This is a genomic window from Clostridium sp. Marseille-QA1073 (assembly GCF_054863625.1).
Genome location: NZ_JBSVQM010000005.1, coordinates 189,159 through 206,424 on the forward strand (window position 1 = coordinate 189,159; position 17,266 = coordinate 206,424).

Annotated in this window: 13 protein-coding genes; 1 reads left to right on the top strand and 12 read right to left on the bottom strand. The window is 27.3% G+C overall.

The annotated features are described in order from the left end of the window. Positions 1-28 precede the first annotated feature (28 nt). From ACY1IQ_RS06545 to ACY1IQ_RS06600, 12 genes are all read right to left on the bottom strand, one after another. On the bottom strand, positions 29-2,926 hold the full coding sequence (locus tag ACY1IQ_RS06545; RefSeq protein WP_461613206.1) for a hypothetical protein: 2,898 nt from the start codon (positions 2,924-2,926) through the stop codon (positions 29-31). Further along, positions 2,913-4,094, bottom strand: coding sequence for a cell wall-binding repeat-containing protein (locus ACY1IQ_RS06550; protein WP_461613207.1), 1,182 nt, complete (start codon positions 4,092-4,094; stop codon positions 2,913-2,915). The genes ACY1IQ_RS06545 and ACY1IQ_RS06550 overlap by 14 nt, the downstream gene beginning before the upstream one ends. A gap of 42 nt (positions 4,095-4,136) precedes the next feature. After that, positions 4,137-5,111 (bottom strand): hypothetical protein, encoded by a 975-nt coding sequence (locus ACY1IQ_RS06555; RefSeq protein ID WP_461613208.1) that lies wholly within the window; start codon positions 5,109-5,111, stop codon positions 4,137-4,139. Then, positions 5,098-5,619: a hypothetical protein gene (locus ACY1IQ_RS06560; protein ID WP_461613209.1), complete on the bottom strand. Its 522-nt coding sequence runs from the start codon at positions 5,617-5,619 to the stop codon at positions 5,098-5,100. Before ACY1IQ_RS06560 ends, ACY1IQ_RS06555 begins: the two co-directional genes overlap by 14 nt. Positions 5,620-5,674: 55 nt before the next feature. Then, positions 5,675-6,082: a hypothetical protein gene (locus ACY1IQ_RS06565; RefSeq protein WP_454053335.1), complete on the bottom strand. Its 408-nt coding sequence runs from the start codon at positions 6,080-6,082 to the stop codon at positions 5,675-5,677. Between the two features lie 13 nt (positions 6,083-6,095). Then, positions 6,096-8,114, bottom strand: a complete 2,019-nt coding sequence (locus ACY1IQ_RS06570) for a hypothetical protein (RefSeq protein ID WP_461613210.1) — start codon at positions 8,112-8,114, stop codon at positions 6,096-6,098. 5 nt (positions 8,115-8,119) lie between these two features. After that, positions 8,120-9,898 carry a P-loop NTPase family protein gene (locus tag ACY1IQ_RS06575; RefSeq protein ID WP_461613211.1) on the bottom strand — a complete coding sequence of 593 codons (1,779 nt, stop codon included), beginning with the start codon at positions 9,896-9,898 and terminating at the stop codon, positions 8,120-8,122. Positions 9,899-9,909: 11 nt separating this feature from the next. Then, positions 9,910-10,785, bottom strand: coding sequence for a hypothetical protein (locus ACY1IQ_RS06580; RefSeq protein ID WP_461613212.1), 876 nt, complete (start codon positions 10,783-10,785; stop codon positions 9,910-9,912). Between the two features lie 2 nt (positions 10,786-10,787). Beyond that, positions 10,788-11,522, bottom strand: coding sequence for a hypothetical protein (locus ACY1IQ_RS06585; RefSeq protein ID WP_461613213.1), 735 nt, complete (start codon positions 11,520-11,522; stop codon positions 10,788-10,790). A gap of 13 nt (positions 11,523-11,535) precedes the next feature. Further along, positions 11,536-12,399: an SAF domain-containing protein gene (locus ACY1IQ_RS06590; protein WP_461613214.1), complete on the bottom strand. Its 864-nt coding sequence runs from the start codon at positions 12,397-12,399 to the stop codon at positions 11,536-11,538. 18 nt (positions 12,400-12,417) lie between these two features. After that, positions 12,418-13,665, bottom strand: coding sequence for a ParA family protein (locus ACY1IQ_RS06595; RefSeq protein WP_461613215.1), 1,248 nt, complete (start codon positions 13,663-13,665; stop codon positions 12,418-12,420). Positions 13,666-13,799: 134 nt separating this feature from the next. Further along, positions 13,800-15,611, bottom strand: a complete 1,812-nt coding sequence (locus ACY1IQ_RS06600; RefSeq protein ID WP_461613216.1) for a VirD4-like conjugal transfer protein, CD1115 family — start codon at positions 15,609-15,611, stop codon at positions 13,800-13,802. A 412-nt stretch (positions 15,612-16,023) separates the two neighbouring features. Here ACY1IQ_RS06600 and ACY1IQ_RS06605 point away from each other — a divergent pair, with 412 nt between their 5' ends. After that, positions 16,024-17,253: an FprA family A-type flavoprotein gene (locus ACY1IQ_RS06605; protein WP_461613253.1), complete on the top strand. Its 1,230-nt coding sequence runs from the start codon at positions 16,024-16,026 to the stop codon at positions 17,251-17,253. Positions 17,254-17,266 lie beyond the last annotated feature (13 nt).

Sequence of the window (17,266 nt, forward strand, 5' to 3'; positions counted from 1 at the left end):
TCCCTAGCATTAAAAACTAATACTATTATTAATGTGTTATATTAGTTTTAAAATCATCTAAGCTACTCCTTTTGTTATTATAAAGAATAACATCACCTTCTGCATATTTACTTGATTTTGGGCCACCTTCACCCTTCCATTGATCAGGTACATATACATATATTTGATCCCTACTTAATGTTTCAATTCCATTTTTATATGCTATAATTTGAAAATTAATAAGTATTTCTCCACCTTCTAAGATATTTTCAGGTCTTGGAGAATCGCCCTTTTTTACAAATACAGCTGTTTGAGGTATAAGATATTTGCCATACCAATATTGTTCTTTTCCATCTTTATACTGAACATCAGCAGGGTATTTATGTTTCCATCCACCTATGCCTAGCCATTCTTTTCCTTTGCATATTCTTACTGGCTTTTTAAGAATAAGTTCCGAAAGCTCTCCTATAACAGTTTTTTTTCTTTTAACTTTCATATGAAGTTTTATTGTATCTCCATCACTTCCCATTTTTATAAAAGGATTATTATTAAGCTGATAATACATGTCTATTGGAATTTTTTTATCATCTTTTACCCAATATAATGTAGGTGTAATCATAATTTTATCTTCTTCCCTATATAGATACTCACTGGTAACATCAAAATAAAATGCATATCCTTTCTTCATATCAGCATTTTTATATATAGGATTACTTGTATTATCAAGTGGTAGTTTATCCGCTTTAAAGTTTACTCCTGTAGGCTTATTGTCCTTCCAAAATACTTCTTGCCATTTAGGATCTCTAACATCTGTAACTTGAAAACCTCTTAATTTTATAGGATCTTCATAAGGTCCAAATACCTTATAAGTGTAATTACCTGAGGTGTCCCAAAGCTCCACATGAAGATATAAGTTATCTCCAACTGGCTTTTCTATTTCCTTCTTAATTCTTTCCTGGTATCTATCGGTATAGGTATATGGACTTGCATAAATTACTTCGTATTCTACATCATTCTTTTTATTTTCAAATGTCCACCCATACTGAATTTTAGCTACTCCTGAAAGGTTATCGGAAGCTGTTAACTCTCCGTAAAAGCCATCATCTATGCCTTTTTTACTAGGTTTCCTTACAGCTCCATTTTCTACTGAAAATATTCCTGGCTTAATGTTAAATGTCACTTCTGGATCTGTTCCATCAATATAATAGGTACTTTTACTATCTGCATTATCATTTGTAGCTCTATCAACTGCATTTACAGCTATTTTATACATTCCATCATGTAACATTACAGTTTTACTATAGCTCTTTTCTGCATGTGGTAAGCTATCACTATTATCTCTACCATAATGACTAGAGTCAGTAACATCTACACTACCATTTGCAAACCCTGATAAATTATCATCTACAGCGACCTTTACTGGATAAGGTACTGGATTTTTAACCCACTTTGATTGTGGATCATCAATGTGAATTTCAGGTTTAGTCCAGTCTATATTATATAGTCCTGATTGCCCTGCTGGATCAGGTGGTGCATCTGGAATACTTTTATCTATTAATCTATCTCCACCATCATTTGGTTCAGTATTATATTCAGCTTGTCCCCATTTTCCAGTAGCTTGTAGCTGTAATCCTTCACCTTCCTTTTGAATATTAACAGTTCCACCTTCTCCTCCAAAACTTTCGTTTGCATCTCCTGTTACAGTAATATTTTGAAGTGGAAATTTTACATCAAAGCTTATATTATATTCAGTTACAACATCTGGTTGTTCTATTGGTGACTGTCCTTCTATAATAATTGGATCTTGCTTTTCTACGTGTTCCCATGTAGCTGAACCTTGTGCTATGGCTGGATTTTCCCCTGCATATTTTACTTCTACAGGATATGAACCTGTTCCATCGCCTGTCTTTCCTAAATTAGTCCAATCGGTTTCGTTCGGATTGAATACTATTCCTTCACCCTCTGGTGGCTTTACATCTGTCCCTGTAGGCTTCCAGTAAAAGTGAACATACCACGTTTTAGTATCTGTTCTAACAGTAGCATTTATTGTAGGGGGATTACCTAATTCATGTGCTTCTACCTTCTGAATATAATTAGTCATAGCTGTTGTTGGGTTTCCGCCGATATTATCTACTGTTGCAAAAGCTATTTCTAGGTTAGGTTTTCCTCCACCTGAGTCTACTATTTTATTTGTAGTACCTAGTACATTTTTTAGATCATGCTGTACCCTATGAAAATAGTCTTTACCATCAGGCTGTTTTACAACTCTACCGTTTTTATCTAACTCATTATCTACAACAACTAATATAAGATCTGCTGTGGGTAAATCCTCTGCTTCGTACCAGAACTGTAACTTATGATTATCTTCTGTAGGTATAAACGTAACTTTTTCAAGTTTATTAGTTAATACCCTACCATCTAATTTAGTAGCTTTAAATTTCCAGTTAGGCAATGGTGGTGCGCTATTTGGAGTTATACTATAATTTTTCCCTTTAGGTGCGCTTATAACTTGTTTATCCATTTCTGATATATGTCCAGTAGATTTATTTTCGCCTACATAGGTAACTTCAATATTTGAATTTCCTCCTCTATTTTCATAAAAAGCATATATTTGTAAAGCATTTGATGAAGTATTACTACCATCTACTGTAACTTTATATGGTTCGCCCAACCTTTCTCCATTTTCGTTCATTACATATTGAAGATCATATCCGTCTATACCATCAACAGAAAATTTAATTTCTCCTACTCCATTCTTTAAAGGTATTTGTAATGTTTTAAGTGGTGCAATTTCTTTTCTTAAGTTAATATCAATAAATCTAAGATTTGCATATCCAAAACCATCATAGGCTTTTGCTTCATTAACTCCTAATCCAAAACATTCAAAAGCTATGAAAAATACTAATATGAAATTAATATATTTAAAATATTTTTTATAGTTTTCCATTTAATTTTTTCTCAGCTCCTTTAGGCACTATTGTTTCTCCTCCTAAATAATATACTTTGTAAACATTATTTCTAAATCTACTTGTTACATCATTTAAATACTCATGAGTATCAAAGTGAATTTTTTTATTAATTTCCTTAATATCTTCACCAACAGTACCATCGTACATTACGATTGCTCCTAATTTTCCTGCTAATGCAGATCCAGTTAGTGCATCAGGGAAATCTTTTCCACTTACAAATATAACATTATTGGCACTTCCAAAACTTCCTCTTCGTAATTTATCACTTATTATTAATATATTGTTTAAAAGCTTACTCTCGGTATAACCAGCTCTATCTACACCGTTTAATATTTTTAAAATATTATCGCTAACATCTTTTTTATTGCCATAAGTATATTTTGCAAGTCTATTTCCATACTTATTTACTTTAGGACATTTTTCTTCCCAATAGCTTATAAATTCTTCTAACCCTTCTACATCAGAGATAGTTTTATTTTCTCCCTGTGGCACTAAAACCATTGGTTGCATCCATGATGCTGACACTGGTGCAACTGTTAGTGCATCACTAAAATTGTGTCCACTTACTACATGAACAGCATCAATATCGTGACTTGAAGCTACTTTTTTAGCTATCTCTAAGGAAGTTTGGTATCTATCTTTTCCTGCAATTCTTTCCGTTGTAATCCCCATTGATTTAAGCTTTGTATCAACATTATTAGAAATCACACCAGTTCCGCCTACTATAACAACTTTTTTAATACCTAACTTTTTAAGTTGTGCTTCTGTTTTACTGTTTAGTTTATTAGCTTCGCTCAAAAGTATTGGTGCATTATAAAGATGTGTTAATGGTGCAGCTGCTAATGCATCAGGATAATCAAAGCTGTTACAAAGTATTACTGTATCTACTTTTTGTTTTGCTGTATCAGGATAAGCTAAATACCAGTCATCTATCTCTAGCTCTTTATTAGTTTTTATAAATTCATTTGATATTTCTATTGCAGTATCAAATCTATCTTTTCCCCAAAGTCTTGTTGTTGTAGCATAATTATTTAAATTACTCTTTCCTTCTATTCTTTCAGCTTTTACTTCTGGAGTAAAGCTCAATAAAGATACTCCTAAAAGTCCTAACGCTATTAATTTTGTAAAAGTTTTTTTATTAAACATAAATTATACCTCTCTTTTCTCTCTAAATTTATATATCCCAATCTAATTACACAAAGGATGTGGATAATAACCATTTTTACAAGCATCAATAGGACTATCAAATATTACATCTGTATTAGCTCTATGGCTGCATTTATTAGTATGATAATATTTAGCACCCTTTTCTTCATTCCCATAAACATTGCTTTTTCTTACTACTCTAGCTACACCAAAACCATAGGTATTGTAAAGTTCAATACCATTAAGTGGTAATCCTTGCAGAAAAGCAATAAAGGTTATATCATTAATTGCCTTTTCATTTATTAATGGTAATTTAAGAGTGTAACCCCATCCATTTTTTAATGAGATTTCATTATTTAAACTACTATAATATTCTAAGTCCTTTCTTATAGACTCAACTATTATTTGCCTTCGTATTTGATCAAATTTATCACTAAAAAGCATACTTTCATATTTATCTTTAAATTCTTCTTGCTTACCTTGTAATTTTTTATTTGTATTAATATCTGTGATATAAACATAATCATCTAATGTAAGATTGATTTTTATTTTATTTTTGTCATCATAATACAAAAACTCTTTTTTAGGTTGCCATGTTTCCTTAACTTTTTTTTCATCATTTTCAACAACTTCTGTCCAGGTATTTATATAGTATCCATCGTAGCCTACTGCTAATTTTATAGGTACTTTATCTAAAAAAGCCTGTTGCTGCATGTAATCATTTTCTATATTAAGATTCAAAAACATAGTTTGATAGAATCTCCATAATGCTTTATCAAGGTTTAAATTAGTAGTTTTAAAATTTATATTTTTCCCTTCTGCTAATATTTCTATAGATTCATTATCTATTGGGTCTAATAATGTCTTTGCTGAATCTTTTACCGCATTATCAATTATCTCGTTATATCTTACTTTTAACTCTTCTGCTTCTATCATTCTCTTTTGTTTAACTCCAATTGGAATTGATACAGCTCCTATAACTATTAAAATAACCACAAATAAATTAGTTAATTTCATTTTCTACCATCCCCCCGTATGTGGAGAATATTAATGTATTATTTTCTTTAGTTCCACCTATCACATTCCAAAGTACTCTACTTCCTCTAGTACCTTGATCTCTCACTGTTACAGTAAAATCATCGCCAATTCTCATTAAATATCTTTTGTCCTTGTTATAAATTTCATTTAATATTTCATTTTCATTATGTTTAAAATATTCAATACTATAAGGCTTTTCAATTGTATATTCTTTTAAATCTTCACTTAATGGATAATATTTAATATTCCTGTGAAGCATTTCTACGTCATAAATCCTCCCGGTATTTGTAAGTTCTCTCATGAAATTATCATACATTTCTCTATCTATATAACCTCTAGTTCTTACTTCCTTCTGAAATCTATTATTAATTACATTTACCTGATTATAGACCATTCTATCTATAATCCAAAACATATTATAAGTAATCATCACCATTAAAATTACAGCAATAATTATACTAACCACCTTTGAAATCGAATTAATCATAAATCCCCCTTATAAATTTCCCTCACTTTAAAAGTGAGGGAAATAAATTATAAAGCTATTGTTGTGTTAATTTAATTTTGTTAACTGTGTCATTAGCAGTCTTCTCTAATTCCGATTTAAACTTTCCAGTAGGTTCAATATAATCAGAATTGCTAATATCAGTTATATTATATGATGTAGCTGAATTGTAGCTTGTTGTGGTTTTTTTTGTGGAAACTGAAACCGTAAAATTATTTGAGGCATAAAGCCTTATGGCATTTATAGCTTGTGTCCCTGAAACTGTTGTGCCATCATATTCGGTATATTTGGAATTACTTATAGTTTGAGTTATATCATTGAGACTCGTATCTGCCGATTTGGTCATATTATTTGCTTTTCCATAGAAGGAAAGTCCCATAGCTATAATTCCTACTGTTATTAAAATTCCTACAGCAAACATAATTGCTTTTTTAATATTATCCATTATATTGTCCCCCTCAAATTTTAAAATTGTTTAATATATTGTCTAGTTCTATATAGCTTGTCCATACTAATGGCAAAACAAAGTAAATTACTACAGTAACATACATTGGAATAAATCCTAAAAGTTCCCCCAAACTTACTCTTTCATGGACTATTCTTTTATTAAGTTCCTTTCTTTCTTCTTCAAAAAATTCTCTTTCACTTTCTAATGATTCAAATGCTTCCCATAGTTTTATTTTTTCACTTATAATTAAATTATCAATAATCTTACTAAATGGCTTATATTTTACATCTTCTTTTAATTGCTCTAAAGCTTCAACAGTTCCATTTTGCAAATTACTTTGGCACTTTCTTATAGGATTTTTAAATATATCTGAAAATCTCTCCATCCATTCAAGTATCATTTCAATGGAAGCTTTTTCATGATGCATTAAAAGTAATATAATTGTATAAAATTGAAAGACCTCAGTATCCATATCAGCTTGCCTAAGTTTTTTTTGAAATTTTAGTACCCATATAGGTATATCTGTAGTAAAAAATCCTATTACTATTGCTAAAATAATGTGATACCACTTAAAATATTGATTATTTAGATAGTTTAACTTATTTTCAATTCTTATAATAGCCTCCTTTAATATCTCATCATCATCAATTCCATATTCTCTCATATATTTGATTAAATTTTCTGTTGTAGTCTTATATATTTTATCTTCATTTTTGACTTTAGTTATAATTTCACTATCAAATTTTCCTATATCCACTTGATCTTTACCAATAACTATTACATTATTAAAAGAAGGAGTTATAAATCTATAAGAGGTGTTATTTAAGACATTGTCTATATGGATTCTTTGCAAAGCTACAACTGATATAATAACAAAAATAAAACCTAAAAGTCCTGAAATTATTCTTCTAAGATATAACCACTCAATAGTTAAATAGCTTCCTGCTTGTTGTAACAGATTTATTGCTTTATGATAGTAGCTTGAATTGGGTTTAGGCATTGATATGTGAACTATTCTTTCTATAGGCTTAATTTTTAGTAAAACTTTTTCCCAACTTTTTTCTTTTACTGTTAACTTAATTTGTTTATCATTATATTTTTCCAATTGCCTTAATCCAATAAAGCATACTAAAGCAACAATTAATATAATTATTCTAGCTATAATATCCAAAGAACTACTATAGAAAAAATTAGCCTGAGGAAAATTATTTTTCATCCATTTTTCCATTATATTAGGAAATATTATTGGAATTAAAGATATTGCTGTAAGAGCTTTTAACCAATAACGAAGCTGATCTCTTTTTAAAATTTCTAGCATTACTTCTTTCATGATATAATTCATGTTTTTTATGAATACTGACATTCCATTTATTCTTTTATCTCCATATTCATTTGTTAAAAAAATGTATCCCGTTACAATTTTCAAGTACTTATTAGAACATTCTTCATAATAATTTTGTAGTGCATCTTCATCCTCAATAGCCTCATACATTTTCTTTCCCTGTACTACCATAAGTGGTGTTGCTATATTTATAGATTCATACATAGCTTCACTAACTGCACTTTTAATATGAAATTGGTGTTTTAAATCCCTAATAAATTCAATTAAGTCTTTTAAAAGCTTTGTATCATCTCCTATAAGTTTATCTATTGATATAGTTTTTAAATAATAAGATATAAAAAGTAATACACAAGTTATATATAGATTTTTACCATAGATAATATATAATGTTATAAATACACTTAAGGCTATAAACCATCCTATGAGATAATAAACTATAGCTTTGTATCTCAATATATATTCATTGTCATCACTATTTGCATATAGTGATTTTTTTATATTTAATATTGAATTGCCTATTATAGGGATTGTAACTAATACATCATATATTTTAAGGGATAACTTATATTTCTTAACATTATTTTTTTTATTTTTATTAGAATCAGATTTTATAATTAAATATATTGGTATCCAAACTGCTAATATAGCTAATACCATACATAGTATTATTAAATAATTTTTTAACATAGAATTTATGTTACCTCCTCATTAAAAAATTCTTCAATAAACTTTTTAAATGATTCTCTATCTTCTTTTAACATATTTTTATACATTTCTCTTATTCTTTCTTCACTGATGCTATTTTTAAATTCATATTTAGCTTTATCTATGTTATATTCAACTATATTAACAGCTCTATACTTCTTTTTCATAGTTATCTTTTCAAAAAACTCTACAGTAGTTTTCATAAAAGCATTTAATTTTTCATTCAAGTTACCATAATTTTGAAAATTCATTGAAAAATTTTCTTCTTCAACAGGGATACATTCTGTAATTCTTTCTATATATCTTTTTCCTTCTGCGGTGATTTCTAGATGAATATCAAAGTCTAAAACACTTATAATTTGTTCTTCTGCAACACTTTCATTTGTGAACATATTAATATTTAATAAGGAATTTCTTAATGATTTAACTAAGTCTGAAAATTTTTTAGCATGATGAGTAAATAATGTAAATTTGCTTGCTACTTGTGCAACTTTAACAATATATTTTACATCTGAATCTTCAGCAACTTCTCCAACTATTGTTACTAACCCATTGGTTTTCTTTAATACATCCAAAGCCCTATCTCCTGATATATCTGAGGTTTCTTGTATAGTTACAATATTTCTATTAGGCATTTTTATTCTTAAATGAGTTTCAAAAAATTTTTCGGCAACCCTTAAGGTATATGTAGGTAATATTTCTCTAACGAGCCCTATTAAAAGAGTTGTTTTACCACTTCCTTGTTGACCAGTTATTGATATATTAGTACAACCTTTTATCATATATTTACTTAGCTCTATTACTTTCTCTGCATTTCTACCTTTTATAATTTCTTTTAAATTACCATCAACATCATATTTACGTATAAAACAAACCCAACTTTCACAAAATGGTGGTCTAAACACAACAACTCTACAGTTATCAGCAGTTGTATTAAATATATAACCATCAGATTGAGAAAATTGACCTGGATTATTAAATTTATATGAGTTTTTACACACTCTTTCAAGCTCCTTATAGCTTCCAAAACTCATAAAATTTAAATGTATTTCTTTACCTTCATAATATAGCCAGATGCTATCATAACTTTTTGGTATATACTCGAGCCTATTTCTTAAAGAGCTTAAATCTATTTGTGAATTTGATAAAAAATCTTCTGGTATTCCTGAAACGCCTAAAGACAAGCCATTGACTCTCATATCTCTGATTTCATCAATTACACCTAATCCTTTATAAATTGAATAAATTCTTTGAGTTACAATTTTTAATTTATCTTCAAAACATAATTCTATGTTTTCTTTATTAAATATAAACTCTATATCATTACGTGAAATAAAATACATTCGCTCTTCTTCCCAATATCTTAAGGTATCCAAATTATATTCCTTTATCAATACTTTTAAGGCATTGTATCCATATATCTTTTTATAATGATGCAATATTACTTCAAACTTATCTTGTATTGTAAGGCTTGTAGCTTTATTAAAATTAATTATAAAGTTTATATTTTCTTCATTAATCCTATATACTTTTGTTATTAAATCTTCTATATAACTTTTTACAAATTCTTTGGCCCCTAAATCACCTATTCCACATCTTTTTAAGCATTGATTTAGCTTTTCCTTCCTTACTTTTCTTTTCTCATATTCTTCTATAGTTAAATTCTTTTCCTCAATAGTATTTTTTAAAAGTTCATCTATTGTATCTCTTATAAAAATCTTTATATTCTCTATTTTATATCTTTGCATATCCTTATTATCTTTCAACATATCTACACCTATGAACTCATTCCTAAAAGTAATTTAAATTGTTTTAATATTCCGTGGTGTTCTATTGGTTTTTCTAAATTTTCAATATCTGTATTAATATTTTCTAATATATTATTGCATAGCATTTCTACCTCTTTAAAAAATAAATAATTATCACTATTACTTTTCACTTTCCTATTTGAAAGAAAAAAATTTAATACACTATGGTTATTATTAGAATCCATGAATTCTGAACTATACGGTACGCAATATATATTATCTTTATAGTTATAAACCTTTTTTACATATTTACTACTACACTTACTATTAAAATCATATCTACCTAAGGCTATAATAGTCTTTTTACCTTTTAAAACTTCATTCCATTCCTTTTTATTAAAGTACTCTCTTATAACTCTTTCATTTTGAGATAAATTTACAACTATAATATCTGATTGTTTTAGAACTTTATTGGTTATATCATTTTCTATTCCAGAATTTAAGTCTACTAAAACTAAGTCATAAGCTTCATTAGCACAATTTAAAATGTTTATAATGCTATTGGACATATCCTCAAATAGTTCTTTTTTACATTTACTACTTCCGGTTAGAATATCTAATCTATTATCGATTAATGTTTTAGTATAGCTACTAAATTCATTAGAACTTAATCTACCTGATTTACTTAGTCTTTCAATAGAATCTATTCCTATATCATCAAAATTAATAGAACTTTTATTTTCATTGTCACTAAAAAATGCATTTTCCATATTAGATTTACTATATTGAGTATGAGTAAGTAATATTTTAAAATCATAGTTCATAGCCATATAAATGGCTGTAGCTATAGTATTTGAAGTTACTCCTGCTTGTCCATGATAATTGCTCCAAAATGCTATTTGCATCTCTAAACCCACCTTTCACTGGTTATCTTTTTAAATGTTTTACTATCCACAAACGTAATTATATTAGTGAGCTCATACATTGCCTTTTTGAAATATTCTGAATATCCTTTGAGTGATATCTTTCCATCTAATTTATTTTCATAACTCCATATTAAATCTTCTTCTAAAAATGGAATTTCTACATCTTCATTATTTAAGACTGCTATTTTATTATTCAAACTAGAGAATAACTTCTCTAATAAATAACTTTTATCACATCTACTATCAACAATTTGATTAAATATAAAATGGAGTTTAGTAGAATCTATATTTAGTTCCTTTAAAATTTTTTTGTTTCTTATTAGTTTATCCTTATCACTATTTTGAACCATAAAAATCCTACTGCTTTCTTTTACCAACCTATTATCCACTACCCCATCAACTTCAATAAATATATAATTATATTTATTGAATTCTACATTTTCTAATAAAGTTTTAAACTGTATATCTAACCTATTACAGTTTAAAGGATTATCAACTAATATTGATATTTCTTCTCTAATAATCGGATCTAAATCTGTTAAAGCCACCTCACTTTCTACATCAGTATTATATTCAAAATAATTAAATATCCCCTGACTCCTAGTTGTATCTATAACTAATACATTATTACCTAACTTAGCTAATATTTTAGCTAATATGATCATTGTATGACTTCTACCTGTACCATTTGCTCCTATAAATAAACTGATATCCATATTACTGTTCCTCCTACTCTATAAATATAGGTTTAAACTCATCTTTTGATTTATCACTATGACTTTTAGTGATATCTATCTCTTCCTTATTGTTATCATTATTATTTTCTTGATTTATTCTATTTTTTAACTCTTCCTGCGAACTTCTAATTACATTAGGATCCTTTTCTATAATTTCTTTTACATTTTTATTTATTTCATAAGTAATTTTAGCTGGCGGCTGATTTTCTGGATCTACATATATAGTTGTATATAATACTGCTCCCGTTAATGATGCTAATACTGTAGAATTGTTAATATAATTTCTTTCTTTTTCTGTAATATTAGTTATCATTATTCCATCATTTCTATCAAGTATTTTTTTCTTAGAAGCCACTATAAAATCGCTACCATCTTTTTTTCTATATCTTATATCTATAAAGTTTCCTGGTTGTAAATTTACATTAAGTAAAATGTGATCAAAATCTTGCTTTCTTAAATCTGTAGTTAGAACATCTTCTCTTTCTAGTAACATTGAATTAGTCACTATTGTATTAGCCTTTAAATTCATTCTGGCTACTTTGTCTTTTATTTCTTCTCTATCTTTTAAAATATCTGTGGGTAATAATTCTTTATCATAGGTTACTGTCTTAATCATATCTTCTGTTATTAATTCTCCTTGATTAATATCCTTATTTAGTGCAACAATACTCATTTGATTCTCTTCTTTTGATAAATCAGCTAATAATTTAGACTTTTCTGATTTTTTTACTTCTGGGATTATATAAAATTGATATAATACAACTACGCCAATTACAATTATAAAACTTACTATTAGTCCTTTTTTAAAACTTCTTTTAATTTGTTGTTCCTTAGTTAAATAAGTCTTTCTTAACATAATTGCCCCCTTCTTGCACTATTTTCTAAACAGTTTTTGAAATAAAGTCTTCTTTTTTCCCTTAGATTTTAAACTATTCATTAATTCATCCATATCATTTTTAAACTTTTCATCTTTACTAGAGATATAAGGACAAGTATCTGTAAACATCATATCTGTAGCAGCTGCTCCACAATTTTTTATAGTTACTATATCTCTAAAATTCAACTCCATATTCTTAATAAATTTTATTGTATTTTTTAATTCTGATCCTTCATAAAATATATTGTTTAATACTACAATAGTTTTTTGAGGATTAAATGTATCATTTATTTTTTTAAGCATTCTTTCATTCAAATTGTAATGCATGTTATCATTATCAAAAATAAATAATATAGAAGAACTGTATGATATAGCTGATTTTAATAAATCATTTATTTCTGATTTACAATCTATAATTGTAATTTGGCTATCAGCTTGTACTAAGTTTAAAATTTTGAGAAAATCTTCATTATTCAACTCTTCTTCACTACATAATTCGTTTGTAAATATTCTAAGATTTTTATTAACATAATAAGCCTTGTCCAAAATTTTATTAAAGTTTTTAACTTTGCTTACATGTTTTAAAGCACTTTCTTCTTCCTTATCTATTGAATAGTAGATATTAGCGCTATATCCTATATCTAAATTTATAACTGACGTATTGTATCCTCTACTGGCGAAACCATGTGCTACATTCCAGGTAATAAATGATTTACCATTACTACAGCTAGAGATAACTGCTATAGTTGCAGCATCTATTACTTCAATTTCTACTTCTCTTTCTACTTCCTTTTCAATAATGATAGGTTTTTCTACTTCAATTATTTTTTCAACTATTTTCTCAACTTCTTTAATTTCAATCTTAGGCTCATTTTTAGCAGAAGGTCTATCTAAATATACATATTTAATCTCTGGTTCGCTTTTTTTATTTAAGCTTTTATCTTCTTCTGATTTAGATATTTTTCTTTTTACTTCATTTATAGTATCATTTAATTCATTGTCTAAATCATGAAAATCCCCCTTAAATAAGACTATAAAAATTTCACTTTTTCTCAGTAAATTCAAAGCCTGTTCATACCATGATATTCTAATATCTACAATAGCTATATCATAATCACATATAACCATCTTTTCTTGAAGATTTTCTAATGATGTTATTTGCTCTTCAAAATCAACAAAATTAAACTCTGACTTTATTCTCTTATAACTGTCTTTCGATTTTATTAAAGGCATAATTTTTAACATAAACTTCTCCTTTAAGTAAATTAGATTATTTCAAATAATAAATAATCTTTTTATATAAGCTTAATCTACTATTCCAAATGTATTTATGTTATTTTTTATCTATAAATCATATTACTTTTATATTTATACTGTCTCTACACATTTTTACAAAGATTATCCTCTTTAAATTCTTCATTTTCTTCTATAGTTCTCAAATTAAATATTTCCTTACTTTCGCAGAGATTATATTCCCAGTACTTATATTGAACTTTATTAAGTAGTATAGGATTTTTAGCTCTCTGTCTTATTATCATTTTTTTATTATCTAATCTCATGCATTCATCAATCATTAGCAAATTTCTTTGCTGATAATTTTCACTACCAGATTTTTCATTAATACTAAATAAACCACCTTCACTCTTTTGAGATAATCCTTGAACTTTAATTGTTGTATTTCCTAAACTATCGCTACAATACTTTGCTGTAAATTGATCATTAACCCCTAAGTAAACATGAGTATCACACATGGACATAATATCTTCAAAGCCTTTATCACCATAACGATCTTTCATTTGGGAAAGAGATTGCCATATCATCATAGGATATATTCGCCTTCCTCTCATAGTTCCAAGCATTTCTTGAATTCCTGGAACTTTTCCTATGTTAGCCATTTCCTCTAGTAAAAAATATACTGGAAATTCGAGCTTGTTTTTAGTATTATAGGCTGTTTTATATAGCTGCTTAAATAGAGTATTTACTACTACATTTATAACCGGTGCAAAAGTTCTATCGCTATCAGGAATTAAAATAAATAAAGTTATAGGTTTATCTTTCATTGTCCCTAACTTATCTATATCTACAGTAGTTCTACTTGTTATATTTCGTATTCCATTTATTGAAAATAATTTTAATTTTTCGGACAATCCCCCTAGTATATTGGATCTAGTTCTTTCACTTTCCGCTAACATTAAAAAGTTATTCCAAAGCTGTCTTGCTGCTCCTTTTATATTATTATCTTCAAAAAAGTACCTAGCATTATCTATATCACTAACATCTTCACTAGTTAGTATTTGAGAAATTTCTGAAAAAGTTTGCTTTTCTTTTGGGTAAGCTTGCTTTATAAAGCCTATAAGAGCTGCTAATAACTGTGCTTCTTGATTATTCCAAAAAGCCATATCACCACTAGCTTTGTCACCATTAGAACTTTCAACAGAATCAATATATCCTTTTGCTATTTCCATTAATGATTTATCATCGTTTATAAAGTCTAAAGGGTTTAAGCAATCACCATATGTTAAGTGTATAAAATCAAGAACTTTAACATCATATCCATTTTTTTCTAAATAATCTGCTGTAAGTGAATATAATTCGCTTTTAGGATCTGTTATTATAATATCTGCTTTTTCTTCTTTATCTTTATACATATTGCATATATGAAATATGTTATTTAATACAAATCCCGTAGTTTTATTTGAACCTGGCGGTCCAATTACTACTTGCTGCATATTTAGCTCGCCATTTACAGGATGATAGGCCGCTCTCATCCCAATATCATAAGTTTTATTCTTTTCTATAGTTCCTAAAAACCAGCCTAAATTATCTTTATAATAGTTATCTTTAATCTCTTTATCACTTTGCCACCTACTTGTACCATGAGATCCATAATGTTCAAATTGTTCATATTTACCTTTAACCTTGAACAATCCTAATCTATTGATAATATAAGAAAGTAAGAATATAATGATTACAACCAAGCCTAATCCATTAATTGGATTTTTAAAGTTTAGAAAGCTTCTATAGGTTTCTAAACTTAAAGTTATCTCTTTTATATAGTTACTTGGAAATGAAGAGAAATCAAATCGGTATAATTCTATTGTTTCTCTAAATACTCTAGCTAGAATAGGAATGCCAATACATAATATGGAAAATAAAATTAAAAATATTATCATCCCCTTTTTCTCTTTCATAACTTCCCCCTTAAAATATAAATTTATTAATAACTATTTTCTACTGTGACCTTTTATTACATTATAATTTAAAATTCTTGAAATTAAGTAATATTATACCATAATATCCACATTGTTTCAATAAATTGTCGACATAATAAAATTGGACTATAAATATCTTCTATATACTATTTTATTTACTATTCTTTATAAATCTTTAAGTTTTGTATAAATATAATATTCAAATTATTTTTCATATCATGCTCTTTAATTTACTTGCATGAATAGAAAAGAGTGTATATTTTAAAGATTTTTACTACTTTCAAATCTAATTTCTATTAAATTTTAAAAATTTGATTTGAATCATATTTTAAAAACTTAATTAAAACTATAATTAAGTCATAATATAGATTGGAACAATTAGGAGGTAATAATTATGAATAATGTAATGATGAAAGATAATATTTACTGGGTAGGAAAAATTGATGATAGAGAGGTTCCTTTTCATAGATTAACTCTAGCTAAAGGTACTACTTATAATAGCTATTTAATAATGTCAGAGTATCCAACAATTATAGATACAGTAGATATAGCCTTTGGGAAAGAATATGTAGAGAATTTAGAAACATTTATAGATCCTAGAGAAATTAAATATATAGTTATAAATCATACAGAACCTGACCATTCAGGTGGATTAATTGCATTAGCAAATAAAGCAAAAAACGCAGTAATTGTATGTACAGAGTTAGCAGCTGAACAACTTAAAGAAATGTATAAGCTTCACAATAGAGAATTTTTAACTGTAGAAGATAATCATGCTTTAGATATTGGTGGAAAAACTTTAAGATTTATAGAAACTCCTTATCTTCATACAGAAGAGACAATGATAACTTATTTAGAAGAAGATAAAATATTATTTCCTTGTGATATATTTAGTACTCATATAGCAAACTATGATTATTTTAATGATTTAGCTAAAGAAGACATTGTTGAAGATTTTAAGATTTATTACAATTTAATAATGCATCCTCATAGAAAATATGTACAAGATATGATAAAGAAGATTTCTAAATTAGATATAGATATAATTGCGCCTTCTCATGGTTATATATTAAGAAGTGATGTTAAAAAATTCATATCAATATATGATGAAATGAGTAGTAAAAATATAAAAAATAAAAAAGCGTTAATATTATATTCTACTATGACTAATAATACTAAAAAGATATCAAATGTGATTTATGATTATATTACAGAAGAAGGAATCGCCAGTGAAATAATAGATGTTAATAAGAGTTCTAAGGAAGAAATCTTTAAATCACTAGATGAAGTTAATTTAATTTTCTTAGGCAGTTCTACCAAATATGGTGATATGATTGGAGAAATGGAGGACATATTAAAAGAACTAAAAAATAAAGATTATAGAAATAAGATTGCTGTATCCTTTGGTTCTTATGGGTGGAGTGGAGAATCAATTGAAATAATTCAAGACTATTTATTAAAAACAAATATGAATACTCTATCTACTTCAAAGGTTATAACTTCTACAGGAATTAGTGATATACTATTTCCTATTAGAGTTAAATTTGCTCCTAAAGAAGAAGACTTAATGAAGTTAAGAAAATCTATAAACTTTGTAGTAGATTTAATAAACTCTAAATAATATCACAGCTTTA